We start from the raw sequence: 25,823 nt of genomic DNA on the forward strand, positions 1-25,823 counted from the left end.
ACAGCAGTCGTGAGACAGTCGCGATCGCTGCGCGTCAGGCGCGCGGCTTCTCGCGCATCTCGTACGTCGCAATGACGTCGTCGATCTTGATGTCGTTGAAGTTTCCGAGGTTGATACCGCCCTCGAAGCCTTCGCGGATCTCGGTGACGTCGTCCTTGAAGCGACGCAGGCCCGAGATGGTGAGGTTCTCCGCGACGACCTTGCCGTCGCGCAGCAGGCGCGCCTTGGTGTTGCGCTTGACCTCTCCCGACCGGACCAGGACACCGGCGATGTTGCCCAGCTTGGACGAGCGGAAGACCTCGCGGATCTCCGCCGTACCGAGCTCGACCTCTTCGTACTCCGGCTTGAGGAGACCCTTCAGGGCCGCCTCGATCTCCTCGATGGCCTGGTAGATCACCGAGTAGTACCGGACGTCGACGCCCTCGCGCTCCGCCATCTGCGCGGCACGGCCGGCCGCACGGACGTTGTAGCCGATGACGATGGCGTCGGAGCCCATCGCCAGGTCGATGTCGGACTCGGTGACCGCACCCACACCGCGGTGCAGGACGCGGATGTCGACCTCTTCACCGACGTCGAGCTGGAGCAGCGAGGACTCGAGAGCCTCGACCGCACCGGACGCGTCGCCCTTGATGATGAGGTTGAGTTCCTGGACCTGACCGGCCTTGAGCACCTTGTCGAGGTCCTCGAGGGACACCCGGCGGACGCGCTTGGCGAAGGCGGCGTTGCGCTCACGCGCAGCGCGCTTCTCGGCGATCTGACGGGCGGTCCGGTCCTCGTCCACGACCAGGAAGTTGTCGCCGGCGCCGGGGACGTTGGTGAGACCCAGGACCAGGACGGGGGTCGACGGACCCGCTTCCTCGACGTTGTTGCCCTTGTCGTCGAGCATCGCGCGGACACGGCCGTACGCGTCGCCGACGACCATCGTGTCACCGATGCGCAGCGTGCCGCGCTGGACCAGGACGGTGGAGACGGCACCGCGACCGCGGTCGAGGTGCGACTCGATGGCGATGCCCTGCGCGTCCTGCTCCGGGTTGGCCCGCAGGTCGAGCGAGGCGTCGGCGGTGAGGACGACGGCCTCCAGCAGGGAGTCGATGTGCAGACCCTGCTTGGCGGAGATGTCGACGAACATGGTGTCGCCGCCGTACTCCTCGGCCACCAGGCCGTACTCGGTCAGCTGACCGCGCACCTTGACCGGGTCCGCACCCTCGACGTCGATCTTGTTGACCGCGACGACGATCGGGACGTCCGCAGCCTTGGCGTGGTTGAGCGCCTCGATCGTCTGCGGCATGACACCGTCGTTGGCCGCGACCACGAGGATCGCGATGTCGGTGGACTTGGCACCACGGGCACGCATGGCGGTGAACGCCTCGTGACCCGGGGTGTCGATGAAGGTGATGCGGCGCTCTTCGTCGTTGACCTCGGTGGAGACCTGGTAGGCACCGATGTGCTGGGTGATGCCACCGGCCTCGCCCGCGACCACGTTGGTCTTGCGGATCGCGTCGAGGAGTCGGGTCTTACCGTGGTCGACGTGACCCATGACGGTCACGACCGGCGGACGCGCGACGAGGAACTCCTCGCCGCCCTCGTCCTCGCCGAACTCGATGTCGAAGGACTCGAGGAGCTCGCGGTCCTCCTCCTCCGGGCTGACGATCTGAACCGTGTAGTTCATCTCCTGGGCCAGCATCTCCAGCGTGTCGTCCGACACGGACTGGGTGGCCGTGACCATCTCGCCCAGGTTCATCATCACGGCGACGAGCGACGCCGGGTTGGCGTTGATCTTCTCCGCGAAGTCGGTGAGCGACGCACCGCGCGACAGACGAATGGCTTCGCCGTTGCCGCGGGGCAGCATCACGCCGCCGACCGACGGGGCCTGCATGGCCTCGTACTCCTGGCGCCGCTGCCGCTTCGACTTGCGGCCACGACGGGCCGGGCCGCCGGGACGGCCGAAGGCGCCCTGCGTGCCACCACGGCCACCGGGGCCGCCGGGACGACCGCCGAAGCCGGGACGGCCACCGCCGCCGGCACCGGCACCGGGACCGCCGCCGAAGCCGCCGCCACCACCGGGACGCGGGCCGCCGAAGCCGCCGCCGCCACCGGGACGCGAGCCGGGACCGGCCGGACGGCCGGCGAAGCCGCCGCCGCCGGGACGACCGGCACCGCCGCCGGGACGGCCTGCGCCGCCCGGGCCACCGGGGCCACGGCCGCCGGGACCGGGACGCGGGCCGGCAGCGGGACGCTGCGGCATCATGCCCGGGTTCGGACGGTTACCGCCGGGAGCACCACCGGGTCCACCGGGACCCGGACGCGGGCCGCCCTGCGGACGGGGCATGCCGGCGGGCGAGGGCCGCCCACCGGGCTGACCGCCCTGGCCCGGACCCTGCGGACGGGGGCCACCCTGGCCGGCGCCCTGCGGACGCGGACCGCCCTGACCGGCACCGGGGGCACCGGGACGGGGAGCGCCGCCCGGACGGGGCGCCTGCGGGCGCGCCATGCCGGTGGAGCCGCCGGAGGTGAAGGGGTTGTTGCCCGGACGGGGACCGGCCGGACGGGCGCCACCGGGGCGCGGGGCCTGGGCACCACCGGGACGCGGGGCCTGCGAGCCCTGCGGACGGGGGGCGCCGGGACGGGCACCGGACTGACCCGGGGCCGCGGGACGCTGCGCAGCCGGGCGCGGGCCCGGGCTGGCGGCGGGACGCGCCGGGGCGGCCGGAGCCGACGGCGGGGCCTGGAACTCGGCCGCGACCGGGGCCGGAGCCGCCGGAGCGGGCTTCGGGGCCGGGGCCTTGGGACCGGGACGCGGGCCGGGAGTGGCCGGGGTCACCGGGGCGCTGACGGCCGGAGCCTCCGCGGCGGCCGGCTTGGGGGCCGGGGCGCCGGGCTTCGGGGCAGCAGGACGTGCCGCGGCCGCCGGGGAGGGCGCCGCGGGCTTGGCGGGCGCGGCCTTGCGGGGCGCGCCGGGCTTTGCAGCGGACTTGCCGGCGGTGCCGGGCCCCTGCAGTGCGTCAGTCAACTTGCGTACAACCGGCGCCTCGATCGTCGAGGACGCCGAACGGACGAATTCACCGAGTTCTTGGAGCTTGGCCATGACGACCTTGCTCTCAACCCCGAACTCCTTGGCGAGTTCGTATACCCGGACCTTAGCCACTTCGCTCCTTTTAGGTCCGGGTTACGCCGGACCGTCGCTACTTCATGGGCGTACTCATCGCGTACTCATCGAGTGCTCATCGCAATCTCGACCTACTTCCAACTCGCGAGGTACCTGACCGCACGGTGTTCCGTGCCGTACTTCTTCTTACGGTGTCGCCTCTGCGGCCGTGTCCACGGCCTTGCGCAGCTCCGCCGTGTCGAGTGCTCCCGGGGACCGCAGGGCCCTGGGGAACGCCCGGCGGCGCACCGCCTGGTCGAGGCAGACCACGGCAGGGTGCACGTAGGCACCCCGGCCGGGCAGCGTACCGCGAGGATCGGGGACGCATTCGTCCCCGATCGCCACGATCCGCAGCAGTTCGTTCTTGGCCGCTCGCGCCCGGCACCCCACACAGGTGCGTTCAGGGCATGCGCGGGCATGCGTCCGGCCAGACACGCTTCAGTCTACCTCCCCGTACCGACCTCACCCCTTCGGGCGAAAAATCGAACGGACGTTGTTGTGGTGTATCTCCACGTCTACCGGCCGGGAACCCCGGTCGGCAGCCGATTATTCCGCCGCCGGCTCGGTGTCCGGGCGGATGTCGATGCGCCAGCCGGTGAGCCGCGCGGCGAGGCGGGCGTTCTGCCCCTCCTTGCCGATGGCCAGCGACAGCTGGTAGTCGGGCACCGTCACCCGGGCGGAGCGCGAGGCGAGGTCGACGATCTCGACCTTGCTCACCCGAGCGGGTGACAGCGCGTTGGCCACCATGTCCGCCGGGTCGTCCGACCAGTCGACGATGTCGATCTTCTCGCCGTGCAGCTCGGCCATCACGTTGCGCACGCGGCCGCCCATCGGGCCGATGCAGGCGCCCTTGGCGTTCAGGCCCGAGCGGGTGGAACGGACCGCGATCTTGGTGCGGTGGCCGGCCTCGCGGGCGATCGCCGCGATCTCGACGCTGCCGTCGGCGATCTCCGGGACCTCCAGGGCGAAGAGCTTCTTCACCAGGTTGGGGTGGGTGCGCGAGAGCGTCACGGACGGACCGCGCACACCCTTGGCCACCCGGACGACGTACGTACGAAGACGCAGGCCGTGGGTGTACTCCTCGCCGGGGACCTGCTCCTGCACCGGCAGGATGGCCTCCAGCTTGCCGATGTCGACCAGGACGTTCTTGGGGTCCTTGCCCTGCTGCACCACACCGGTGATGACGTCGCCCTCGCGGCCGGCGAACTCGCCGAACGTCAGGTCGTCCTCGGCGTCGCGCAGACGCTGCAGGATCACCTGCTTGGCGGTGGTCGCGGCGATCCGGCCGAAGCCCGAAGGAGTGTCGTCGAACTCCTTGGCCTCCTGGCCCTCCTCCAGATCCTGAGGGTCTTCCTTCGCCCACACGACCACGTGCCCGTTGGTGCGGTCCAGCTCGACCCGGGCGCGCCGGAAGCTTCCCTCGGTGCGGTGGTAGGCGATGAGGAGGGCCGACTCGATCGCTTCGACGAGCAGGTCGAAGGAGATCTCCTTCTCCCGGACCAGACCCCGCAGGGCACTCATGTCGATGTCCACGGCTACGCCTCCTCTTCCTTCTTGTCCTTGCGGTTGAACTCGATCTCGACACGCGCCTTGGCGATGTCCGTGAAAGCGACGCGGCGGGCGGTGGCCTTGCGGCCCTTCACGCCCGGGACCTCCAGGTCCAGGCCGTCCTCGTCCACGCCGAGGATCCGGGCGACCAGTTCCCCGGCACCCTTGTCGCCTTCGGCGGACAGCTGGAACTTCACGAGGCGACCCGTCGCCCGTACGTAGTGGCGGTGCTCGGTCAGGGGGCGGTCCGCGCCCGGGGAGCTGACCTCGAGGACGTACTCGCCCTCGCCCATCACGTCGGTCTCGTCGAGCAGCTCGCCGACGACCCGGCTCAGCTCGGCGCAGGTGTCCAGCTCCACACCCTCATCGGAATCCACGATGATCCGCAGCATCCGGCGCTTGCCGGCACGGGAGGTCTCGATCTCCTCGAGGTCCAGTCCCTTGGCGGTGACGAGCGGCTCCAGCAGTCCGCGCAGCCTGTCGCTCTGGGGGGTGCTCATCCGGGTGACTCCTCGGCCGCGTGTGCTGTTGTGGTTTCCGTCGCGTGGGTCGCGTGTCAGGTCAAAGGGTATCCGGTCGCGGAGGGTGTTGCCGTCCGCCCTGTGGACAACCCCCCGGGTACCGTGATCACTGCCCGCCCCTGCACACCCCCCGAGGACGTCGCCGTGCCCTGGTCTTTGCCTCTGAGGCCCTCGCGAAGAAGCCTGCTCGCCGCAGCCGCCGGCACCGCCGGTGCCGTGCTGCTCACGGGCTGCACGGACGGCGGGTCCGCCGCCGGCGACCCCGAAGGTCCACCCGAACGGCGGATGCGCGAAGCGGCCGTCCGTGACAGCCGGGCGATGCTGGAACGTTACGACGCCACGCTCGCCGCCCACCCGGCGCTGGCCGGGCGGCTCGCGCCGCTGCGGGCCGCGGTCGCGGAGCACGTGACGGCGCTGGACCCCGACCAGCCGCGCCGCACGCCCTCCGCGACCCCGTCCGCCACCGGGGCACCGGCGGCCGCCGGTGCCCCGAAGGCCTCGGGCGCGCCGCAGGCCTCCGGCGCCTCGACGGCCTCGGGCGCGCCGGCCGAGGCCGTCCCCGCCAAGCCGGAGGAGGCCGTCACCGCCCTGGCGGCGGCCGAACGCGACCTGGCCGAGACCCGTACCGTCGCGCTGGCCGAGGCGCCGGGCGAGCTGGCCCGGCTGCTCGCCTCGGTCGCGGCCTGCGGGGCCGTCCACCACCACCTGCTCACCTCGACCCCGGGAGCCGCACAGTGAGCCGAGAGCTGAGCACGGGACCGTCGCAGGCCCCCGCCGCCGCCCGCGCGCTGGAGGCGGCCCAGGCCGCGCTGGCCGCCGAGCACGCGGCCGCCTACGGGTACGGCGTGATCGGCGCCCGGGTCGCGGCGGAGCGGGCGAACGAGGCCCGCGAGGCGCACGGCGGGCACCTCGCGCGCCGGGACGCGCTGACCCGGACCGTGCGCGAGCTGGGCGGCGTACCCCGGCCGTCGGAGGCGGCGTACGCGCTCCCGTTCGAACTGCGCGCCCCCGCCGACGTGGTGCGGCTGGCCGCCGAGATCGAGGAGCGGGTGGCCGGCGCGTACTCCGATCTGGTGCGGGCGGCGGAGGGTCCGCTGCGCCGCGAGGCGGCCGACGCACTGAGCCGGGCGGCGGTCCGCGCGGCACGCTGGCGCGGCGGCGGCGTAGCCTTCCCTGGGCTCGGCGAACGCGCGGAACGAGCCCGGACCAGCTGAAAGGGACCACGCACGCATGGCTTTCGAACCGCCGCAGCGGCTCGTACGGGCGCTCGGCGAGATGCCGGATCCGGCGCAGGACGCGGACTGGCTGGGGCAGTTGCCCCACCTGGCGCAGGAGGCCCTCGACCGGCGGGGGGTCACCGCACAGCGGATCCAGGCACCCGGCGGCCGCAGCAGTGTGGTCGTCCTGGTCCGCTATCCCGACGGGACCCCGGCCGCGCTGAAGCTGGCGCCGCCGTCCGCCCGCCCGGACCGTGAGCTGGCGGCGCTGGCGCACTGGGGCGGCTTCGGGGCGGTCCGGGTGCTGGACAGCCGGCACGACGACGGGGGGCTGCTGCTGGAGCGGCTGCAGCCCGAGGTCTCGCTGCGCTCGCTGCCCGACGCGAAAGCCCTGCTGGAGGCGTCGGGCACGATCCGCCGGCTGTGGGTGACGCCGCCGGCCGGGCACGGCTTCGAGACGGTCGCGCAGCGGACCGGGCGGCAGGCCGAGGCGATGGCGGGGGCGCCCGAGGAGGCGCAGCCGCTCGTGCGGGACGCGCTGGCGGCCCGGGACGAACTGGGCGCGGCGGCGGAGGAGGAGTTCCTGCTCCACGGGAACTTCCGGCAGGGCAAGGTACTGGCGGGCGACCGGGCGCCGTGGCTGACGGTGGGCCCGGAACCGCTGGTGGGCGAGCGGGCGTACGACCTGGCGCGGCTGGTGCGGGACCGGCTGGAGGACCAGGTGGCCTCCTCGGCGGGCGCGGCGGGCGCCCGGCGCCGGGTGAACAAGCTGGCGGACTCCCTGGAGGTGGACCGGGACCGGCTGCGGGGCTGGACGCTGTTCCGGGCGGTGGAGTCGGGCACGCGTGCGCTGCGGGCCGGACGGCGGCGGGACGCGGAGCTGCTGCTGGAGTTCGCGGGCTGGCTGTAGGGCATACCGTTGAGGGGGTAGGCATGCCTGGCAGGGGGCCGTCATGGGCGAAGAACTGCTGGCCGCGGCCATCGCGGCGGGAACGGCGATCGTGGTCTACGTCGGCTGCGCGGCGCGGGTGGTCAAGCAGTACGAGCGCGGCTTGGTCTTCCGCTTCGGGCGGCTGCGCGCGGGCATCCGGCAGCCCGGCTTCACCCTGGTCGTCCCGGGCATGGACCGGCTGCGCAAGGTGAACATGCAGATCGTGACGCTGCCGGTGCCCGCGCAGGAGGGGATCACGCGGGACAACGTGACGGTGCGGGTGGACGCGGTCGTGTACTTCAGGGTGATCGACCCGGCGAACGCGATCATCGAGGTCGAGGACTACCGGTTCGCGGTGTCGCAGATGGCGCAGACCTCGCTGCGCTCGATCATCGGCAAGTCGGACCTGGACGACCTGCTGTCCAACCGCGAGAAGCTCAACCAGGGGCTGGAGCTGATGATCGACAGCCCGGCGGTGGGGTGGGGCGTACAGATCGACCGGGTGGAGATCAAGGACGTCTCACTGCCGGAGACGATGAAGCGGTCGATGGCCCGGCAGGCGGAGGCGGACCGGGAGCGGCGGGCGCGGGTGATCAACGCGGATGCGGAGCTGCAGGCGTCGAGGAAGCTGGCGGAGGCGGCGGGGGTGATGGCGGAGCAGCCGGCGGCGTTGCAGCTGCGGCTGCTCCAGACGGTGGTCGCCGTCGCGGCGGAGAAGAACTCCACGCTGGTCCTGCCCTTCCCGGTGGAACTCCTGCGGTTCCTGGAACGCGCGGCCCAGACCGCCCCCGCGGAGGGCCGGCCGAATCCGTCCCGGCGGGACGCCCCGCCGGCCCCCGATGCGCCACCGGGTCCGGCGGCCCCTGACGCGCTGCCGGGTCCGGCGGCCCCTGATGCCCTGCCGGGCCCGTCGGGCCCCGATGTCCTGCCGGCTCCGGCGGACCCCGCGCCACGGTTGGAGGGCCCGGCGGACCTGGCGCCCCCGCGCCTGGAGGGGCCGGCCGCCCCGGTGCCGGACCCGGCGGATCCCCCGCCGGCGGCGGCCGCGTAACCGGGTGCCGCTGCGCGGTGCTCTTCCCCCACCCCGCCCCTTCCCGAAACCGGGGCTCCGCCCCGGCCCCCGCGCCTCAATCGCCGGCGGGGCTGGAAGGTGTCCGGCGGGGCAGGGTTGCGGGGGCTCCGCCCCCGAGCCCCCATACGTGCGCTTCGCGCCCGTGCGCTCAAACGCCGCGCGGGCTGGAAATGCCGCCCCGCGGCACTCACCCAGCGTCCGCCAAGGACCTTCCAGCGCCGCCGGGCACCATTCCAGCCCCGCCGGCGTTTGAGGCGCGGGGGCGCGGGGGCGGAGCCCCCGAACCGAGTGCCACCGGGCGCCGCTCCAGCGTCGCCGGGCACCCCTCCCAGCCCCGCCGGCGATTGAGGCGCGGGGGTGCGGGGGCGGAGTCCCGAATCTTGGGGGTCGGCGGCGGTGTTGGTCAGGGGCGGGTCAGGCGGGAGACGGCCTCCGTCAGCGGGAGTTCCTCGCGGGTGCCCGTGCGGCGGTCCTTCAGTTCCACGACCGACTCCGCCGAGCGCCGACCCGCGACCAGGATCCGCGGTACGCCCAGCAGTTCGGCGTCCGTGAGCTTCACGCCCGGCGAGAGACCCGGCCGGTCGTCCAGGAGGACCCGCAGGCCCGCCGCGGCCAGGGCGGCGGCCGCTTCCTCCGCCAGTGCCAGCTGCGCGGCCTTGCCCGCCGCGACCACGTGCACGTCGGCCGGGGCCACCGCGTCCGGCCAGCACAGGCCCTGCTCGTCGGCGGTCTGCTCGGCCAGCGCGGCCACGACCCGCGACACGCCGATGCCGTACGACCCCATCGTCACGCGCACCGGCTTGCCCTCGCGGCCCAGCACGTCCAGCCCGAAGGCGTCCGCGTACTTGCGGCCCAGCTGGAAGATGTGGCCCACCTCGATCGCCCGGTCCAGGGAGAGGGCCGAGCCGCAGGCCGGGCAGGGGTCGCCCGGTTCCACGACGACCACGTCCAGGTACTGGTCGACCTCGAAGTCCCGCCCGCACACCACGTTCCGCGCGTGCGTGTCCGCCCGGTTCGCGCCCGTCACCCACGCCGTGCCCGGCGCGACCCGCGGGTCGGCGAGGTAGCGGACCTTGTCCAGGCCCTGCGGGCCGACGTAGCCGCGCACCAGGTCCGGGCGGTCCACGAAGTCCTCGGCCGTGACCAGTTCGACGACCGCCGGCGCCAGGTGCTCGCCCAGCTTGCCGAGGTCCACCTCGCGGTCCCCCGGGACCCCGACCGCGACGATCTCGCCGTCGACCTTCACCAGCAGGTTCTTCAGCGTCGCCGACGCCGGCACCCCCAGGTGCGCCGCCAGCGTCTCGATCGTCGGGGTGTCGGGGGTGTCCAGCTCCTCCACCGGGCCGTGGCCGGCGGCGTCGGCCGGCGCCAGGGCGAACGTGACCGCCTCCGTGTTCGCCGCGTAGCCGCACGCCGCGCAGGAGGCGAACGTGTCCTCGCCCGCCGCGGCCGGCGCCAGGAACTCCTCCGACGCCGAGCCGCCCATCGCGCCCGAGACCGCCGACACGATGCGGTGGTCCAGACCGAGCCGCGTGAAGATCCGTACGTACGCCTCGCGGTGGAGCCGGTAGGACTCCGCCAGACCCTCGTCGGTCACGTCGAAGGAGTACGAGTCCTTCATCTGGAACTCGCGGCCCCGCAGCACGCCCGACCGCGGCCGTGCCTCGTCGCGGTACTTGGTCTGGATCTGATACAGCATCACCGGCAGGTCCTTGTAGGACGCGCACTGGTCCTTCACCACCTGGGTGAAGATCTCCTCGTGCGTCGGCCCCAGCAAGTAGTCCGCGCCCTTGCGGTCCTTGAGGCGGAACAGCAGGTCGCCGTACTCGCTCCAGCGGCCCGACACCTCGTACGGCTCGCGCGGCAGCAGCGCCGGCAGCAGCACCTCCTGCGCGCCGATCGCGTCCATCTCCTCGCGGACGATGCGCGAGACGTTCTCCAGGACCTTCTTGCCGAGCGGCAGCCAGATCCAGACGCCCGCCGACGACCGGCGCACGTAGCCGGCCCGGACCAGCAGCTTGTGGCTGAGGGTCTCGGCGTCCGCCGGGTCCTCCCGGAGGGTCTTGGCCATCACCCGGGACATTCGCTGTACGTGTTGCAAAGACATGCCCCGAGGTTATCGGCGGCGCAGCGGCAGGGGCGCGCCCATTACCGCGTAGGGCAGGCTGGCGCTGGGGAAGTGGACCTGGCGCGCGAGGTCCGTGTAGCCCAGCGCCCGGTAGAGACCGCGCGCCCGGCTCTCGGTGTCGATGGCGGACAGGATCGAGCGCGGCTCCGCGGCCGCGTCCGTGATCCGGGTGATCAGCTCGCGGCCGACGCCATGGCCCTGGAACCCGGGGTGGACGTGGAGTTCGGTGATGACGAACGAGCCGTCGAGCCAGCCGTCGTTCCCGGTGGCCCGCAGGTACGGCTCGACGACGGTGGACCACCAGTGCGTACGGTCGTTGGGCATGCCGTAGACGAACCCGGCCAGCGCCCCGTCCTCGGTGAACGCGCCCAGCGCGCGGGCCCCGGGGCAGGTCATGTGGCGCTGGACGATGTAGCGCCGGATGCCGATCTCCTCCTCGCTGAGGCCGAAGGCGACGGCCTGCACCCGCAGCGCGTCGTCCACGCGGGCCCCGAGGTCCAGGGGAGCGATCTCGAGTCCGGCGGGCGTGGGCACGGACGGCGTGGAGGGCTCGGAAGGCACCATGCGGCGACCTTACTGGGCGGTCACCCCCTCATGACAGCAGGTTCAGAAGAGCACGCTCATGAACGCGCCGACCTCGCGGAAGCCCACGCGCCGGTACGCCGCCCGCGCGGCGGTGTTGAAGTCGTTGACGTAGAGGCTGACGAGCGGCGCCACGTCGCGCAGCGCGTACTGGACGACGGCGGCCATGCCGGTCTCGGAGTGGCCGCGGCCGCGGAACTCGGGGTCCACCCAGACGCCCTGGATCTGGCAGGCCAGGGGGGTGGCCGCGCCGATCTCGGCCTTGAAGACGACCCTGCCGTCCTCGATGCGGGCGAAGGAACGGCCGGTTCCCACCAGCTCCGCGACCCGGGCCTGGTAGAGGAGCCCGCCGTCGCCCGCGAGCGGGGAGACGCCGACCTCCTCGGTGAACATGGCCACGCACGCCGGCATGATCAGGTCCATCTCCTCCTTGCGGATCCGGCGGACCAGCGGGTCGGGCGCGACCTCCCGCGAGGGCTCCTCGATGACCATGAGGGGCTGGTGGGAGCGGACGTCGCGGGCGGGGCCCCAGTGCGGCTCCAGCAGCCGCCACAGCAGCGCGGTGGCCTGGGCGGGGCCGACGATGGAGGAGCAGCGGCGGCCGGTACGGCGGGCGCGGTCGGCGAAGGCGCGTACGGCGTCGGGGGTGGCGCAGACGGGGACCAGGTTGGCGCCGGCGTAGCACAGGGAGGTCAGCTCGCCGCCGGTGTAGTAGCCCCACATCTCGCCGCCCAGGCGCCAGGGGTCGAGGCCGGCGATGCGGACCCGCGAGGTGACGAAGGCGTTCTCGACCGGCTCGCGCTCCAGCACCTCGAGCGCGGCGTCGAGATCACCGGGTTCGAGGACCCGGGTGGTGGTCTGCGTCAACACGTGGAGGGCCTCACCATGCAAGTCTGCTGATCTGTCGCACTGTACCCGTCGGCACCGCGCATTGCCGCTTCCCCGGGGTCACGAAAAGGCTCCGGCCCCGCCCGCGAGCTGCGGGAACGGGGCCGGAGGAGGCAGGGCGGAGGGCGGAGGGCGGGCGGGTACGCGCGCGGGCCCGGCCGGCGTCAGACGCCGATGGCCACGGTGGGCTCGCCGGAGGCGACGCCGTCCTTCTCCATCTGCTCGGCGATCTTCATGGCTTCCTCGATGAGGGTCTCGACGATCTTCGACTCGGGGACGGTCTTGATGACCTCGCCCTTCACGAAGATCTGGCCCTTGCCGTTGCCGGAGGCGACGCCGAGGTCGGCCTCGCGCGCCTCGCCGGGGCCGTTGACGACGCAGCCCATGACGGCGACGCGCAGCGGGACCTCCATGCCGGTCAGGCCGGCGGTGACCTCTTCGGCCAGCTTGTAGACGTCGACCTGGGCGCGGCCGCAGGACGGGCAGGAGACGATCTCCAGGCGGCGCGGCTTGAGGTTGAGGGACTCCAGGATCTGGATGCCGACCTTGACCTCCTCGGCCGGCGGGGCCGAGAGGGAGACGCGGATGGTGTCGCCGATGCCCTCGGAGAGCAGCGCGCCGAAGGCGACGGCGGACTTGATGGTGCCCTGGAAGGCGGGGCCGGCCTCGGTGACGCCGAGGTGCAGCGGGTAGTCGCAGGCGGCGGCGAGCTGGCGGTAGGCGTTGACCATGACGACCGGGTCGTTGTGCTTGACCGAGATCTTGATGTCGCCGAAGCCGTGCTCCTCGAAGAGGGAGGCCTCCCACAGCGCGGACTCGACCAGCGCCTCGGGGGTGGCCTTGCCGTACTTCTTCAGCAGCCGGGCGTCGAGGGAGCCGGCGTTCACTCCGATGCGGATCGGCGTGCGGGTCTCGTTCGCGGCCTTCGCGATCTCCTTGACCTTGTCGTCGAACTGCTTGATGTTGCCCGGGTTCACGCGGACCGCGGCGCAGCCGGCGTCGATGGCCGCGAAGACGTACTTCGGCTGGAAGTGGATGTCGGCGATGACCGGGATCTGCGACTTCTTGGCGATCACGGCGAGCGCGTCGGCGTCGTCCTGGGTCGGGCAGGCCACGCGGACGATGTCACAGCCGGAGGCGGTGAGCTCGGCGATCTGCTGGAGCGTCGCCCCGATGTCGGAGGTCCTGGTGGTGGTCATCGACTGCACGGAGATCTGTGAGTCGCCGCCGACGGCGACCTTGCCGACCTGGATCTTGCGGCTGACGCGGCGGTCGGCAAGCTTCGTCGGTACGGCCGGCATTCCGAGAGAGATGGCAGTCATCTGCTGTGCAACCCCAAGGTGTGGATCAAGGTCCCGAGATCGGCGGGCTCCAGGCTTCGAGATTACGCCAAGCGGCACGCGCCCCGTGCATCCGAGGGGGTCCGCCACCCGAACGTAGGGAGCCGGACACGGATCGTGCCCGGCTCCCGTACGCGTGCCGTACAAGCGGTCGTACGACAGGCGTACGACGCGTGTCGGATCAGGTGATCTTGATGGGGTTCACCACGTCCGCGATCATCACCAGCAGGGTGAAGCAGACGAAGACGCCCGCCACCACGTACGCCACCGGCATCAGCTTCGCGACGTCGAACGGGCCCGGGTCGGGGCGCCGGAAGACGCGGGCGAAGGTGCGCCGCACCGACTCCCACAGGGCTCCGGCGATGTGCCCGCCGTCCAGCGGCAGCAGCGGCAGCATGTTGAACAGGAACAGCGAGAGGTTGAACCCGGCCAGCAGGTTCAGGAAGAACACCAGCGTGTGGGTCGGGGGCACGTCGAGGGTGAAGATCTCGCCGCTGACCCGGGCGGCGCCGATGATGCCCATCGGCCCGTCCTGCTCGCGCTCGGCCCCGTTGAAGGCGGCGTCCCACAGCGCCGGGACCCGGGACGGCAGGTCGATCAGTGCCTGGACGCCGGACTGCATCATGTCGCCCATGCGCTCGACCGACTGGCCGAAGGACTGCTCGACGTAACCGACGGCGGGGCTGAAGCCGAGGAAGCCGGCGGTGACGTACTCGCCCTTGACGTACTGGCCGTTGCCGTCGGTCTTGGCGACCTTGTTCGGGATCAGGTCGGCCTTGAGGTCCAGGCGCTGCCCGGCCCGCTCGACGGTGATGGTGGCGGGGCCGGTGGTGGCGCGGATGTCCTTCTGCAGCGCCGACCAGTCGGAGACCGCCCGGCCGTCGAAGGCGACGATCCTGTCACCCTGCTTCAGGCCGGCGGCCTTGGCGGGGGCCTGCGGGTCGCCCGCGGCGCAGGTGGTGCGCTGCTCGCTCTGCTGGATCACGCAGTCCGAGACCGAGCCGACCACGGTGGTCTGGGTGTTGACCCCGAAGGTCATCAGGGTGGCCACGAAGATCACCACGGCCAGGACCAGGTTCATGAACGGCCCGGCGAACATGACGATGACGCGCTTCCAGGGCTTGCGCGTGTAGAAGAGCCGCGTCTCGTCGCCGGGCTGGAGCTCCTCGTACGCCGCCGAGCGCGCGTCCTCGATCATCGACCGGAAGGGGGAGGTCGAGCGGGCGCTGACCTTGCCGTCCTCGCCTGGCGGGAACATCCCGATCATGCGGATGTAGCCGCCCATGGGGATGGCCTTGATGCCGTACTCGGTCTCGCCCTTCCTGCGCGACCAGATGGTGGGGCCGAAGCCGACCATGTACTGCGGGACGCGGACGCCGAAGAGCTTGGCCGTGGAGAGGTGGCCCAGTTCGTGCCAGGCGATGGAGATCAGCAGACCGAGCAGGAATACGACTATCCCGATCACCGTCATGAGCATGGTCATGCGCGCGCCTCCACGGCGGCCCGTGCCGCCATCTCCCGCGCCCGGGCCCGCGCCCAGGCCTCCGCCTCGAGGACGTCGGAGAGGGTCAGCGAAGTTCCCGCGGCCGGCGTCCCGTGGTCCTCGACCACAGCGGCGACGGTATCCACGATCGCTGTGAACGGCAGCCGACCGGCCAGGAAGGCGTCCACACACTCCTCGTTCGCCGCATTGAACACGGCGGGGGCGGTGCCGCCCAGGGTACCCACGTGCCGGGCCAGGCCGACGGAGGGGAACGCCTCGGTGTCCAGGGGGAAGAACTCCCAGGTGGAGGCCTTGCTCCAGTCGAACGCGGGGGCCGCGTCCGGGACCCGGTGGGGCCAGCCGAGACCGACCGCGATGGGGCCGCCCATGTCCGGCGGGGTGGCCTGGGCGAGCGTGGAGCCGTCCGTGAACTCCACCATCGAGTGGACGTAGGACTGCGGGTGGACGACGACCTCGATGCGCTCGAAGGGGATGTCGTAGAGCAGGTGGGCCTCGATCACCTCCAGGCCCTTGTTGACCAGGGTCGCCGAGTTGACCGTGATGACCGGGCCCATGGCCCAGGTCGGGTGTGCGAGGGCGTCGTCGACGGTGACGTGCGCCAGCTCGGCGCGGGTGCGGCCGCGGAAGGGCCCGCCGGAGGCGGTGACCACGAGCTTGCGTACGTCCGCCCGGGTGCCGGCGGCCAGCGCCTGGAACAGCGCGGCGTGCTCGGAGTCGACCGGGATGATCTGGCCGGGCTTCGCGAGGGCCTTGACCAGCGGGCCGCCGACGATCAGCGATTCCTTGTTGGCCAGGGCCAGGGTGCGGCCGGCCCGCAGCGCCGCGAGGGTGGGCGCGAGGCCGATGGAACCGGTGATGCCGTTGAGCACGGTGTGGCACGGGGAGGCGGCGAGTTCGGTGGCCGCGTCGGGACCCGCGAGGACCTCGGGCTGCGGCTCGGCGCCGTACGCGGCGTCGAGCGCCTCTTTCAGGGCCGGTACGACGTCCTCGCGGGCGACCGCGACCCGCTCGACCCGCAGCCGCCGGGCCTGCTCGGCGAGCAGGCCGACGCGGCCGCCGGCGGCGGACAGCGCGGTCACCCGGAACAGGTCGGGGTTGCGCAGGACGAGATCGATGGCCTGGGTCCCGATCGATCCGGTGGACCCGAGGACGACGATGTCCCGGCGGCCGGCCGCGGCGTCGAAGAGGAGGTGCGGGTCGGCGAGGGGGGCTGGGCTGTCGCTCATCCCCCCATTGTTGCCGCAACTCAGCCGGGGTTGGACACCCAGTCCCCCGAGGTGACCCCGGCGAGGAGTTCGGGCAGCGTCCCGGGGAAGTCGGGCAGCGCGCGGGCCGCCCGCCACCAGCCGTCGGCGTACGTCCCGAGGGCGCCCGCGAGCAACCGGTCGGCCTCGGCGCGCCCGGCCAGCAACGCCCGCCACCGCCCGGCCCGGCCGTGGCCGACGTCACCGTCGTCGTCCGCGGCACGGTCGGGGGCGTCGGCCGCGGGGTCCTCGTCGAGGTCGCCCAGCCAGTGGTCCTCGTCCAGGGCCCACGCGGCGGGAGCCTTGTGGCGGAGCACGTCGGTGCCGGTCAGCAGGCCGCGGTCCAGGCAGGCCCGGACCCAGCGGATGTCCTCGCGCAGGTCTCCCATCGCGTTGGGCACGGCCAGGCTGGCCAGGGCCAGTTCCCGCTCGACGCCGCCGGCGGGCGGGGGTGGCGGGGCGGGGGCCAGGGCCCGCACGGCCCGTTCGAGACCGGGCACGGGCGGCGCCGGCGGGACGGCGGCGAGGTCACCGGCGGTGCCCCCGGCGACCGCGGCGGCGAGTTCGGGCAGGGTGCCGGCGAAACCGGGCGCGTGCCGCGTCAGCGCGGCCCACAGCCGGGGGTCCTCGCCCAGGGCCGGGCGCAGCACGCGGTGCAGGGCCGAGCCCATCTGGGCCCGTTCGGGCAGGGACCAGCGCAGGCCGTGGCCGTGCCCGCCCTCCAGCGTGAGCAGCAGGGTCCGGTGGGCCGGTGCGAGGTGGGCGACGAGTTCGTCGGGGGTGGCCAGGCCCATCCGTACGGCCCGGACGGCGGGCCGGTGCCAGGAGCGGCCGTACCCGGTGGCGGCGCGGGTGTCCAGCAGGGCCAGGGCCACGGGCAGGGGCAGCCGTCCCACCAGCAGCAGGGCCTCGACGGAGCCGGGCGGCAGCGGGTGGCGGGCGTGTGCGCGCAGCAGCGGGCCGGGGTCGGGGCCGGGCCCGGTGTGCAGGCGCAGCACGTCCAGCGGGCCGCGCGGACGGCGGGCGCCGGTCCGGCGCAGGAGGGCGATCAGCTCCTCGTCGGTCAGGGACAGCGGCTCGTCCGGCGGGTGGCCCAGCTCCGCGGCGAGGAGCCCCGCGAGGTGCGCCTTCGGCGGCCGGGCGGCGTAGCGGGCGGGGCCGGGCAGGCCCGGCAGCGGGCGGCCCAGGACGTAGGGGTTGCGTGCGACCGTACGGCGGTCCTCGTCGGTGCCGTGGCGCAGCAGCAGGGTCACGGTGGAGGCCGGGAGGTGTTCGTCCCGGCACAGGAAGCGGCGCGTGGGGGCGTCCAGGCGCCCGAGGAGGTCGGCGGCGACCGCGTCCGGTGCGTGGCGCAGCAGGAGCGCCACGCACCGGGCGAGCCGTCTGCTCTCCCTGTCGACGTTCATCGTTGGTCCGCTTCCCCGCTCGCCGCCCTCGTACGCCTGTCCGGCGACGGGGCGATGATCGCAGGTCAGCGGAACGGGCGGTGGACGTTTTTCTGCTGGGAGGGTCCGGGGGTGGCGTCCGCGATCCAGGGGCCGTCGCCGGAGGGGTCCAGGACGCCTTCCTCCAGCCAGGTGTAGGTGCCGGTCAGGACGCCCGCGACGACCTTGCGGTCCAGGTCGTCGGTGTTGGACCACAGCCGTCCGAAGAGCTCCTCGATCCTCAGCCGGGACTGCCGGCAGAAGGCGTCGGCGAGCTGGTAGGCCTCGCGGCCGTGGGCGCCGGTGGCGCGCAGGTGCTCGGCGCGCACGCAGGCGGCGCTCATGGCGAAGAGTTCGGCGCCGATGTCGACGACGCGGCCGAGGAAGCCCTGTTTGGTCTCCATCCTGCCCTGCCAGCGGGACATGGCGTAGAACGTGGACCGGGCGAGCTTGCGGGCGCCGCGTTCGACGTAGCGCAGGTGGACGGCGAGGTCGGGGTGGCCGGCGGGGTGGAACTCGCGGTAGGTGCCGGGCACCTGGCCGGGGCCGGCGGCGAGCTTGGGCAGCCAGCGGGCGTAGAACCCGGCCGCGCGGGCGCCGGCCCTGGCCTTGTCGCCGAGTGCCTTGTCGGGGTCGATGAGGTCGCCGGCGACGGAGAGGTGGGCGTCGACGGCCTCGCGCGCGATCAGCAGGTGCATGATCTCGGTGGAGCCCTCGAAGATCCGGTTGATGCGCAGGTCGCGCAGGAGCTGCTCGGCCGGTACGGCGCGTTCGCCGCGGGCGGCGAGCGAGTCGGCGGTCTCGAAACCGCGGCCGCCGCGGATCTGGACCAGCTCGTCGGCCATCAGGCAGGCCATCTCGGAGCCGTAGAGCTTGGCGAGCGCGGCCTCGATGCGGATGTCGTTGCGGTCCTCGTCGGCCATCTGCGAGGCGAGGTCGACGACGGCCTCCAGCGCGAAGGTGGTGGCGGCGATGAAGGAGATCTTGGCGCCGACGGCCTCGTGGCGGGCGACGGGCCGGCCCCACTGCTCGCGGACCGCCGACCATTCGCGGGCGATCTTCAGGCACCACTTGCCGGCGCCGACGCACATCGCGGGCAGCGAGAGCCGGCCGGTGTTGAGGGTGGTCAGCGCGATCTTCAGGCCGGCGCCCTCGGGGCCGATGCGGTTCGCGGCGGGGACCTTGACGCGGTGGAAGCGGGTGACGCCGTTCTCCAGGCCGCGCAGGCCCATGAAGGCGTTGCGGTGCTCGACGGTGATGCCGGGGGCGTCGGCCTCGACGACGAAGGCGGTGATGCCGCCGCGGTGGTTCTCGGACGCGGGCACCCGGGCCATGACGACGAGCAGGTCGGCGACCACGCCGTTGGTGGTCCACAGCTTCACGCCGTCCAGGACGTAGCCGTCCTCGCCGTCGGGGACGGCGGTGGTGGCGAGCCGGGCGGGGTCGGAGCCGACGTCCGGTTCGGTGAGGAGGAAGGCGCTGATGTCGGTGGTGGCCAGGCGCGGCAGGAAGGCGTCCTTCTGCTCCTGGGTGCCGAAGATCTTCAGCGGCTGGGGGACGCCGATGGACTGGTGGGCGGAGAGCAGGGCGCCGATGGCGGGGCTGACCGAGCCGACGAGGGCGAGCGCCTTGTTGTAGTACACCTGGGTCAGGCCCAGGCCCCCGTACTTGGGGTCGATCTTCATGCCGAGCGCGCCCAGTTCCTTCAGGCCCCGCACGGTCTCGTCCGGGATCTTCGCCTCGCGTTCGATCCGGGGCCCGTCGATCTCGGTCTCGCAGAAGGCGCGGAGCCGGTCCAGGAAGGCCTCGCCGCGCCGCACGTCCTCGTCGGCGGGGAGCGGATGGGGGTGGATCAGGTCGAGGCGGAACCGGCCGAGGAAGAGTTCCTTGGCGAAGCTGGGCTTGCGCCAGTCCTGTTCCCGGGCCGCTTCCGCGACCTGCCGGGCCTCGCGCTCGGTCACCTTGGGCGGGACCGGGGGTACGGGCCGGGCGGGTTCCGCGGGCTGGGCCGGCTGTGCGGGCTGTGTTGCGGACATGAGGGGGCTCACCTCGCCGCTCGTCGGGTCGCTACCGGTGGGTGCTACCTGTGAGTCGTACCCGTTAGTCGTACCCCTTCCGCCCGCCCGGGAAAAGGGGGACGGCCTGAGCCCCCGCACAGTGGGCTCAGGCCGTCGGCTCTTTGGCGGAACGGACTCAGATGTCGAGGCCGGTCAGGACCATGACTCGCTCGTACGTGTAGTCCTCCATCGCGTAGCGGACGCCCTCGCGGCCGACACCCGACTGCTTCACGCCGCCGTACGGCATCTGGTCGGCGCGGTACGAGGGGGCGTCGCCGATGATCACGCCGCCGACCTCCAGCTCGCGGTGGGCGCGGAAGGCGCTCTGCACGTCGTGGGTGAAGACGCCGGCCTGGAGGCCGAACTTGGAGTCGTTGACCTTGGCGAAGGCCTCGTCGGTGTTCTCGACGCGGTGCAGGGTCAGGACCGGTCCGAAGACCTCCTCGACGGCGATGGTGACGTCGCCCGGGACCTCGGCGAGCACGGTCGGCTCGTACGAGGCGCCCTCGCGCTTGCCGCCGGCGAGCAGCTTGGCGCCGGCGGAGACGGCCTCGTCGACCCAGGACTCGACGCGCTTGGCGGCGTCCTCGGAGACGAGCGGGCCGACGTCGGTGGCGTCGTCGTTCGGGTCGCCGGTGACCTGGGCCTGGACCTTCGCGACGACCTTCTCGACCAGGCGGTCGTAGACGGCGGCGTCGGCGACGACGCGCTGCACGGAGATGCAGGACTGGCCGGCCTGGTAGTTGGAGAAGGTGGCGATGCGGGTGGCGGCCCAGTCGAGGTCGGCCTCGGAGGACCAGTCCTGGAGGACCACGGCCGCGGCGTTGCCGCCGAGCTCCAGGGTGCAGTGCTTGTGGGGCACGGACTCCTGGATGGCGTAGCCGACCGTGTCGGAGCCGGTGAAGGAGATGACGGGCAGGCGCTCGTCCTTGACCAGGGCCGGCATCTTGTCGTTGGCGACGGGGAGCACGGACCAGGAGCCGGCCGGCAGGTCGGTCTCGGCGAGCAGCTCGCCGAGGATCAGGCCGGACAGGGGGGTGGCCGGGGCCGGCTTGAGGATGATGGGCGCACCGACGGCGATCGCGGGGGCGACCTTGTGGGCGCAGAGGTTCAGCGGGAAGTTGAACGGCGCGATGCCGAGGACCGGGCCCTTGACGAAGCGGCGGGTCAGGGCGAGACGGCCGACGCCACCGGCGTCGGTGTCCAGGCGCTGGGCCTCACCGCCGTTGAAGCGGCGGGCCTCTTCGGCGGCGAAGCGGAAGACGGACACCGCGCGGCCGACCTCGCCGCGGGCCCACTTGACGGGCTTGCCGTTCTCGGCGGAGATCAGCTGGGCGATCTCCTCGGTGCGCTCGACGAGCCGCTTGGAGACGTGGTCCAGGGCGGCGGCCCGTACGTGGGCGGGGGTCGCGGAGAACTCCGCCGTCACGGCGTGCGCCGCGGCCACGGCCTCTTCGACCTGGGCGTCGGTGGGCACGCTGACGGTGCCGACGACGCGGCCGTCCCACGGGGAGTGGACGTCGAAGCTGTCCTGGCCGGTGGCCTGGCGGCCGGCGAGCCAGAAGGCGTGGGTGGAAGTCATGCGAATCCCCGGCCCTTCGGTGGTGTGCGGGTCCTGTCCCTCCCACCGTAGATCTGCGCGGCGGTTTCGGCGTTTGTCCGGCATGGAGCGCCGCTCCCGCGTCCTGCGCCGGTTTGTCAGTGTCGCCCGGCCGGCGGTGCCGCTCCGGCGTCAGTCTGGCCCGGCCGCCGCCGCTCGCGGGGCACCCCGCAGGGGTGGGGCGCGCTCACGTAGGGGTGGAGGTGGCCTTCAGGGCGAGCCAGAGCTCCATGCGGACGTCCGGGTCGTCGAGGGAGCGGCCGAGGATCTCCTCGACGCGGCGCATGCGGTAGCGCAGGGTGTGGCGGTGGACGCCGAGTTCGGCGGCGGCCGCGTCCCACTGGCCGTGGCGCGAGAGCCAGGCCTGGAGGGAGGCCACGAGGTCGCCGCGGCCGGTGGCGTCGTGCTCGCGCAGGGCGCGCAGGGTGCCGTCGGCGAAGGCGCGGACGGCCTCGTCGGCCAGGAGCGGCAGGACCGAGCCCGCCGCGAGGTCCTCGTGCTCGACCAGGGGGCGGCCGCGCCGGCGGGCCACGGCCAGGGCCTGGTCGGCCTGTTTGAAGGCGGCGCCGGCGTTCGCCGGGCCCGCGGGCGCGGACAGGCCGATGACCAGTTCGTCCGCCTCGGGGCCGGTGGCGTCCCGGCCCCGCCGGGCTTCGAGGGCCTCCGCGTGGGCGGCCACCGCCTGCACGGCCGCGCCGCCGTCGGCGGCGAGCACCACCAGCCGTCCGGTCTCGGGCACCACCAGCAGGGTCTCGCCGGCCCGGGCCGCCGCCGACTCCACGGCGTCGGCGAAGGCGGCCAGGCCTTCCGGCTGGGCGGTGCCGGGCAGCGCCGGTTCGACCACGACCAGCCGGAACGGGGCCTCCAGCAGTCCGCCGTACAGGTCGGCGGCCACGGCCTGGGCGTGCTCCGGTTCCCCGGCCAGCAGCATCCGCAGCACCGCCGCGCCCAGCCGCGACTCGGCGTCGTGCAGGGCCCGCGAGCGCTCGGTGGTCAGCGTGAGCAGCGCGACCGCCGAGTGGACGGCGTACCGCTCGGCGGTGCCCAGCGGCGCGCCCGTGCCCACGGCCAGCGCGCCGCGGGCCCGCCGGCCGGTGCCCAGCGACTGCAGTTCGACCCGGTCGTCCGAGCCGCCGACCACGGCGCTGGCCGGCGCCGGGCGTTCGCGCAGCCGTTCGACGTCCGGGGTGAGCCGGGCGGCCCGCCGGGCGGCCCAGTCGGGCGCGGCCGCGACGACCGCCCCCGAGGCGTCGTACAGGGCCGCCCAGCCGTGCACGTGCGCGGCGAGCCTGGCCAGCAGTTCGGCGGGGCCCTCGGCGGACAGCGCGGCCCGCGTGAGCTCGCGCTGGGCCTCGAATCCGGCGGTCACCGCCCGGTACTGGTCGGCGGCCAGCGCCGCGGAGACGGCCTTGCTGATCGCGAGGAAGGGGGTGCGCCGGGGCACCTCCAGCAGCGGCAGGTCCTCGCTGCGGGCGGCCTCCACCAGGGCCTGCGGGATCGCGTCGTAGTTGACGCCGACGGCGAAGCCGATGCCGACCACCCCGGCCGCCGCCAGCCGGCGGACGTAGGCGCGCATCTCCTCGGGGTCCTCGGCGTCCAGCTTCATCGCCGTGATGAGGAGCAGCTCGCCGCCCTCCATGTAGGGGACGGGGTCGGCGAGCTCGCTGACGTGCGCCCAGCGCACCGGCGTGTCCAGCCGGTCCTCCCCCGCGCGGACGCTGAGTTTGAGCGCCGAGTGCTGGACGAGCGAGGCGAGAGTGAGCGGCATCGGTTCCCGGGGCTTTCGACGAAGATTCATTTCGCCGTGGCGTATGAACGGCTCAGGTCGATTCTGCCACCTCGTACGGGTCGCCACACGGCCGTCGCGCCAACCGGCGGGCGGCTTTCCCGACGGCCGTCATCCCGCGTGGCCCAGCTCCACCAGCAGCGGTGCCGCCCGCTCGCCGCGCACGGTCGTCAGCGACAGCACCGCGCAGCCGGCCGGCACCGCGTGCGCGAGGTCCGAGGCCGACCACCGCTCCCGCTCCACCTGCCGTACGGTCACCGCGTCGGTGGTCACGGCCTTGCCGGTGATCAGCTTGCGCAGGGCGTGGATCCACCGGGTGAGGGCCTGGTCGGCGAAGACGTCCCGGCTGGTGACGTCGCGCGCCTCCACCCACTCGGTGCCCCAGGCCTCCGCGAACCGCTTGCCGTCCCAGGTGGTGACCCCGGAGAACGCCATCCGGCAGCCCACCGCGCCCAGCAGCGGCGTGCGCAGCCCCTCGGGTACGTCCTCCAGCGTGCGCAGCGCCAGCAGCACCCCGGCGTGGGCCGAGCGCAGCCGGCTCAGTTCCCGCACGGTCTGCGGGGTCAGCGTGGCGGAGGCGTCGTCGAGGGCCAGGAAGGCGAAGAGCGAGCGGTCGGCGCGGGCGGCGACGCTCGCCGTGAACTGGGCGAGCAGCAGCCGGGCCAGCATCCGGGAGGCGTCGGTGTGCCCGCGCTCGGGCAGGTCGATGCGGACCCGCAGGGGGTGCTCCAGGAAGCTGAGCGAGAACATCCGGTTCTGCCCGGTGGTGTCGAAGGACCCGGCGAACGCGGGCCGGTCCAGCAGGGCCACGCGGTCGGCGAGCAGCGGCCCGGGGTCGCCGTGGGAGCCGCGACCGCGCTCCCGCGCGTCGAGCTCGCGCAGCATCGCGTACTGGCCGGCGCTCTGGAGGTCGTCGCGCAGCGCGGCGACGGCGGCGGGCACCTGGTCAAGGAGTTCGCGCAGCTCGGGGACGCCGGGGAAGCGCCCGTAGGCGGCCCGGAAGGGGCCGAGCAGCTGGGCCAGGGCGGTCGCGGCCCGCCGTACGTCGATGCCCGGTACGTCGCCGACGAAGGCCTCGGCGAGCAGGGTGGCCGCCTCGTCGGGGTCGGGGGTGCCGCCGTAGAGGTCGAGGTCGTGCACGGAGGAGTCGTCGCCGATGCGGACCACCACGTCGTACGCGTCGTCGGGCCCGAGCCGGGCCCCGGCCGCGCCGACCGCGATGACGGCGGCCTGTCCGGCCAGCGCCTGGAGGGCCAGCGACTCCACGACGGGCCGCACCAGCCGTCCGGTCTTGCCCGCGCCGGAGGGGCCGACGGCCAGCAGCGAGGTGCCGAGCACCTCGGGGTCGAGGGCGAGGCCGGTGGTGCGCCGGGCGTAGGGGTTGCGTTCGGTGTCCGCGACCGTGCCCAGGCGGACCTGCCGCAGGAGCAGGTCGTGCCGGGCGGTCCGGACCGGCAGGTCGCGCGCTCCGGAGGGGTGCGCGCAGGCGCCGGCGCCCTTGGCGCGCACCGCGTCGGCGAAGGCGGTGAAGCGGGTGGGGTCGACCTGGACGGACTCCCAGGCGCGGCGGATGCGGACGTGGTCGACGTCGCCCATCCGGCCGGCCTCGGTGTCGGCGCCGAGCCGGTCGGCGGCGTCGGCCAGCCCGGCGGCGCGCAGCTGCGACCAGCGGACGGGGTCCTCCTCGGAGCCGGGCTCGGCCGGGGCCGGGGCGCCGGGCCGGCCGTCCGGCGCGGCGGAGGCGCCGGCCCCGCGGCGGCGCAGCAGGGTGAGCCAGCCGCCGAGGACGGCGCAGGCCAGCACGACGCCCGCGTCCAGGAGGAGGTGGGTGGTGTCGACGAGCTGCTTGTTGGCGACCTGGTCGGTGCCGAACGGAAGCAGCGAGTAGGCGAGCGCGCGCAGCGGGAGCTGGTAGCCCCGCACCAGCAGGACCGCCAGGAGGGCGACGAGCGCGGCCGCCCCGGCGCGGGCCCAGGGGCCGCGGGCGACGACGAGCCGGTTCCAGGCGAGCTTCCAGCGGCCGAGGCGGCCGAAACCGTAGAGCAGGGCGGCGTCGAAGAGCAGCTCGTAGAGCGGCTTGGCGGTCATGCCGCCCTGGCCGGGCCGCGGCTCGCCGTGCAGGTCCCACCAGTCGTTCGGGGTGAACATCCGCAGCGGCTCGTCCCACGCCGTGATGTAGCCGTTGCGGATCAGCGACCACACCAGGACGCAGACGAGGAAGGAGATCAGGGCGGAGCTGAGCAGCGCGCGCGCCGGTACGGCCTCCTCCGGGTCCTGGGCGGCGCGCGGCACGTGGCCCAGGCGCCAGGTGCCGGGCTCGGCCTCGGGCCGGGGCGTGCGCAGCCACTCGGCCAGCGCCCCGGCGGCCCCGGCGGCGGGGCGGGGCGCGTGGGCGGGGCGGGGCGGCCGCGCCGGCGGGGCGGCGGGGGCCGGGGGGACGGCGGGGGCGGGCGGGACCGCGGTCGCCGGGGCGTGCGCCTTCGCGGAACGGCCCGGTGCCTGCGGGTCCGGGGCGTGCGGGTCCGGTGCGTGCGGGCCCTGGACCGGGCCCGGTGCGCGGGGGGTTCCGGCGTCCGGCGGCAGCGGTGGCCCGGCCGGCCGGGGGACCTGGCCCCCGCGGGCGACCGCGTCCGGTGTGCCGTACGTACCGTCGGTGTCCATGAACCCCTGCCCCCTGCCTGCCCCGTTCACTGTGCTGCGGCGCTCAATCTAGTGGCCGGGACCGCCCCGCGGCCCGTACCCCGGCCGGATCGGCGCGACACCCGGTGATCACCCGCGGCGCCCCCGACCCGCCCCTCCTATGGCCGTCACGGACAAGGACACGCGGGCACCACTC

General features: G+C 73.8%; 19 protein-coding genes. 4 read left to right on the top strand and 15 right to left on the bottom strand.

Annotated features, from left to right (window positions below; all coding sequences use genetic code 11):
• Positions 1 to 34: 34 nt before the first annotated feature.
• From infB to rimP, 4 genes are all read right to left on the bottom strand, one after another.
• A complete protein-coding gene (infB, locus tag ACZ6KO_RS29715; protein ID WP_469307095.1) occupies positions 35 to 3,145 on the bottom strand; it encodes a translation initiation factor IF-2 in 3,111 nt (1,036 codons plus the stop codon).
• Positions 3,146 to 3,292: 147 nt separating this feature from the next.
• On the bottom strand, positions 3,293 to 3,580 hold the full coding sequence (locus tag ACZ6KO_RS29720) for a YlxR family protein (protein WP_469307096.1): 288 nt from the start codon (positions 3,578 to 3,580) through the stop codon (positions 3,293 to 3,295).
• Between the two features lie 111 nt (positions 3,581 to 3,691).
• Complete coding sequence (gene nusA, locus ACZ6KO_RS29725) at positions 3,692 to 4,678, bottom strand: transcription termination factor NusA (protein WP_469307097.1); 987 nt, start codon at positions 4,676 to 4,678, stop codon at positions 3,692 to 3,694.
• A gap of 2 nt (positions 4,679 to 4,680) precedes the next feature.
• Positions 4,681 to 5,193, bottom strand: coding sequence for a ribosome maturation factor RimP (rimP, locus tag ACZ6KO_RS29730; RefSeq protein WP_469307098.1), 513 nt, complete (start codon positions 5,191 to 5,193; stop codon positions 4,681 to 4,683).
• Positions 5,194 to 5,358: 165 nt separating this feature from the next.
• On the opposite strand from rimP, the gene ACZ6KO_RS29735 reads away from it, so the two are divergent.
• The 4 genes from ACZ6KO_RS29735 to ACZ6KO_RS29750 are packed head-to-tail and all read left to right on the top strand — an operon-like array spanning position 5,359 to position 8,413.
• Complete coding sequence (locus ACZ6KO_RS29735) at positions 5,359 to 5,952, top strand: hypothetical protein (protein ID WP_469307099.1); 594 nt, start codon at positions 5,359 to 5,361, stop codon at positions 5,950 to 5,952.
• Entirely contained in the window at positions 5,949 to 6,428 is a 480-nt protein-coding gene (locus ACZ6KO_RS29740) for a ferritin-like domain-containing protein (RefSeq protein WP_469307100.1), read from the top strand. Before ACZ6KO_RS29735 ends, ACZ6KO_RS29740 begins: the two co-directional genes overlap by 4 nt.
• Before the next feature lie 16 nt (positions 6,429 to 6,444).
• Complete coding sequence (locus tag ACZ6KO_RS29745) at positions 6,445 to 7,341, top strand: aminoglycoside phosphotransferase family protein (RefSeq protein WP_469307101.1); 897 nt, start codon at positions 6,445 to 6,447, stop codon at positions 7,339 to 7,341.
• Between the two features lie 43 nt (positions 7,342 to 7,384).
• On the top strand, positions 7,385 to 8,413 hold the full coding sequence (locus ACZ6KO_RS29750) for a slipin family protein (RefSeq protein ID WP_469307102.1): 1,029 nt from the start codon (positions 7,385 to 7,387) through the stop codon (positions 8,411 to 8,413).
• A 424-nt stretch (positions 8,414 to 8,837) separates the two neighbouring features.
• Here the strand turns inward: ACZ6KO_RS29750 and ACZ6KO_RS29755 are convergent, their stop codons facing one another.
• From ACZ6KO_RS29755 to ACZ6KO_RS29805, 11 genes are all read right to left on the bottom strand, one after another.
• Positions 8,838 to 10,535 carry a proline--tRNA ligase gene (locus ACZ6KO_RS29755; protein WP_469307184.1) on the bottom strand — a complete coding sequence of 566 codons (1,698 nt, stop codon included), beginning with the start codon at positions 10,533 to 10,535 and terminating at the stop codon, positions 8,838 to 8,840.
• A gap of 15 nt (positions 10,536 to 10,550) precedes the next feature.
• On the bottom strand, positions 10,551 to 11,126 hold the full coding sequence (locus ACZ6KO_RS29760; RefSeq protein WP_469307103.1) for a GNAT family N-acetyltransferase: 576 nt from the start codon (positions 11,124 to 11,126) through the stop codon (positions 10,551 to 10,553).
• Between the two features lie 42 nt (positions 11,127 to 11,168).
• Positions 11,169 to 12,014, bottom strand: coding sequence for a GNAT family N-acetyltransferase (locus ACZ6KO_RS29765; RefSeq protein ID WP_469307104.1), 846 nt, complete (start codon positions 12,012 to 12,014; stop codon positions 11,169 to 11,171).
• 182 nt (positions 12,015 to 12,196) lie between these two features.
• Positions 12,197 to 13,354, bottom strand: a complete 1,158-nt coding sequence (ispG, locus tag ACZ6KO_RS29770; RefSeq protein ID WP_401454335.1) for a flavodoxin-dependent (E)-4-hydroxy-3-methylbut-2-enyl-diphosphate synthase — start codon at positions 13,352 to 13,354, stop codon at positions 12,197 to 12,199.
• A gap of 199 nt (positions 13,355 to 13,553) precedes the next feature.
• Positions 13,554 to 14,855 carry a M50 family metallopeptidase gene (locus tag ACZ6KO_RS29775; protein WP_469307105.1) on the bottom strand — a complete coding sequence of 434 codons (1,302 nt, stop codon included), beginning with the start codon at positions 14,853 to 14,855 and terminating at the stop codon, positions 13,554 to 13,556.
• Positions 14,852 to 16,102 carry a 1-deoxy-D-xylulose-5-phosphate reductoisomerase gene (gene dxr, locus ACZ6KO_RS29780; RefSeq protein ID WP_469307106.1) on the bottom strand — a complete coding sequence of 417 codons (1,251 nt, stop codon included), beginning with the start codon at positions 16,100 to 16,102 and terminating at the stop codon, positions 14,852 to 14,854. Before dxr ends, ACZ6KO_RS29775 begins: the two co-directional genes overlap by 4 nt.
• A gap of 20 nt (positions 16,103 to 16,122) precedes the next feature.
• Positions 16,123 to 17,526: a hypothetical protein gene (locus ACZ6KO_RS29785; protein ID WP_469307107.1), complete on the bottom strand. Its 1,404-nt coding sequence runs from the start codon at positions 17,524 to 17,526 to the stop codon at positions 16,123 to 16,125.
• Between the two features lie 65 nt (positions 17,527 to 17,591).
• Complete coding sequence (locus tag ACZ6KO_RS29790; protein WP_469307108.1) at positions 17,592 to 19,580, bottom strand: acyl-CoA dehydrogenase family protein; 1,989 nt, start codon at positions 19,578 to 19,580, stop codon at positions 17,592 to 17,594.
• 157 nt (positions 19,581 to 19,737) lie between these two features.
• On the bottom strand, positions 19,738 to 21,183 hold the full coding sequence (locus ACZ6KO_RS29795) for an aldehyde dehydrogenase family protein (protein ID WP_469307109.1): 1,446 nt from the start codon (positions 21,181 to 21,183) through the stop codon (positions 19,738 to 19,740).
• A gap of 205 nt (positions 21,184 to 21,388) precedes the next feature.
• Entirely contained in the window at positions 21,389 to 22,969 is a 1,581-nt protein-coding gene (locus ACZ6KO_RS29800; RefSeq protein ID WP_469307110.1) for a PucR family transcriptional regulator, read from the bottom strand.
• A 129-nt stretch (positions 22,970 to 23,098) separates the two neighbouring features.
• Entirely contained in the window at positions 23,099 to 25,648 is a 2,550-nt protein-coding gene (locus ACZ6KO_RS29805; RefSeq protein WP_469307111.1) for an ATP/GTP-binding protein, read from the bottom strand.
• Positions 25,649 to 25,823 lie beyond the last annotated feature (175 nt).

The sequence above is a fragment of the Streptomyces sp. NPDC042102 genome, from assembly GCF_055582305.1.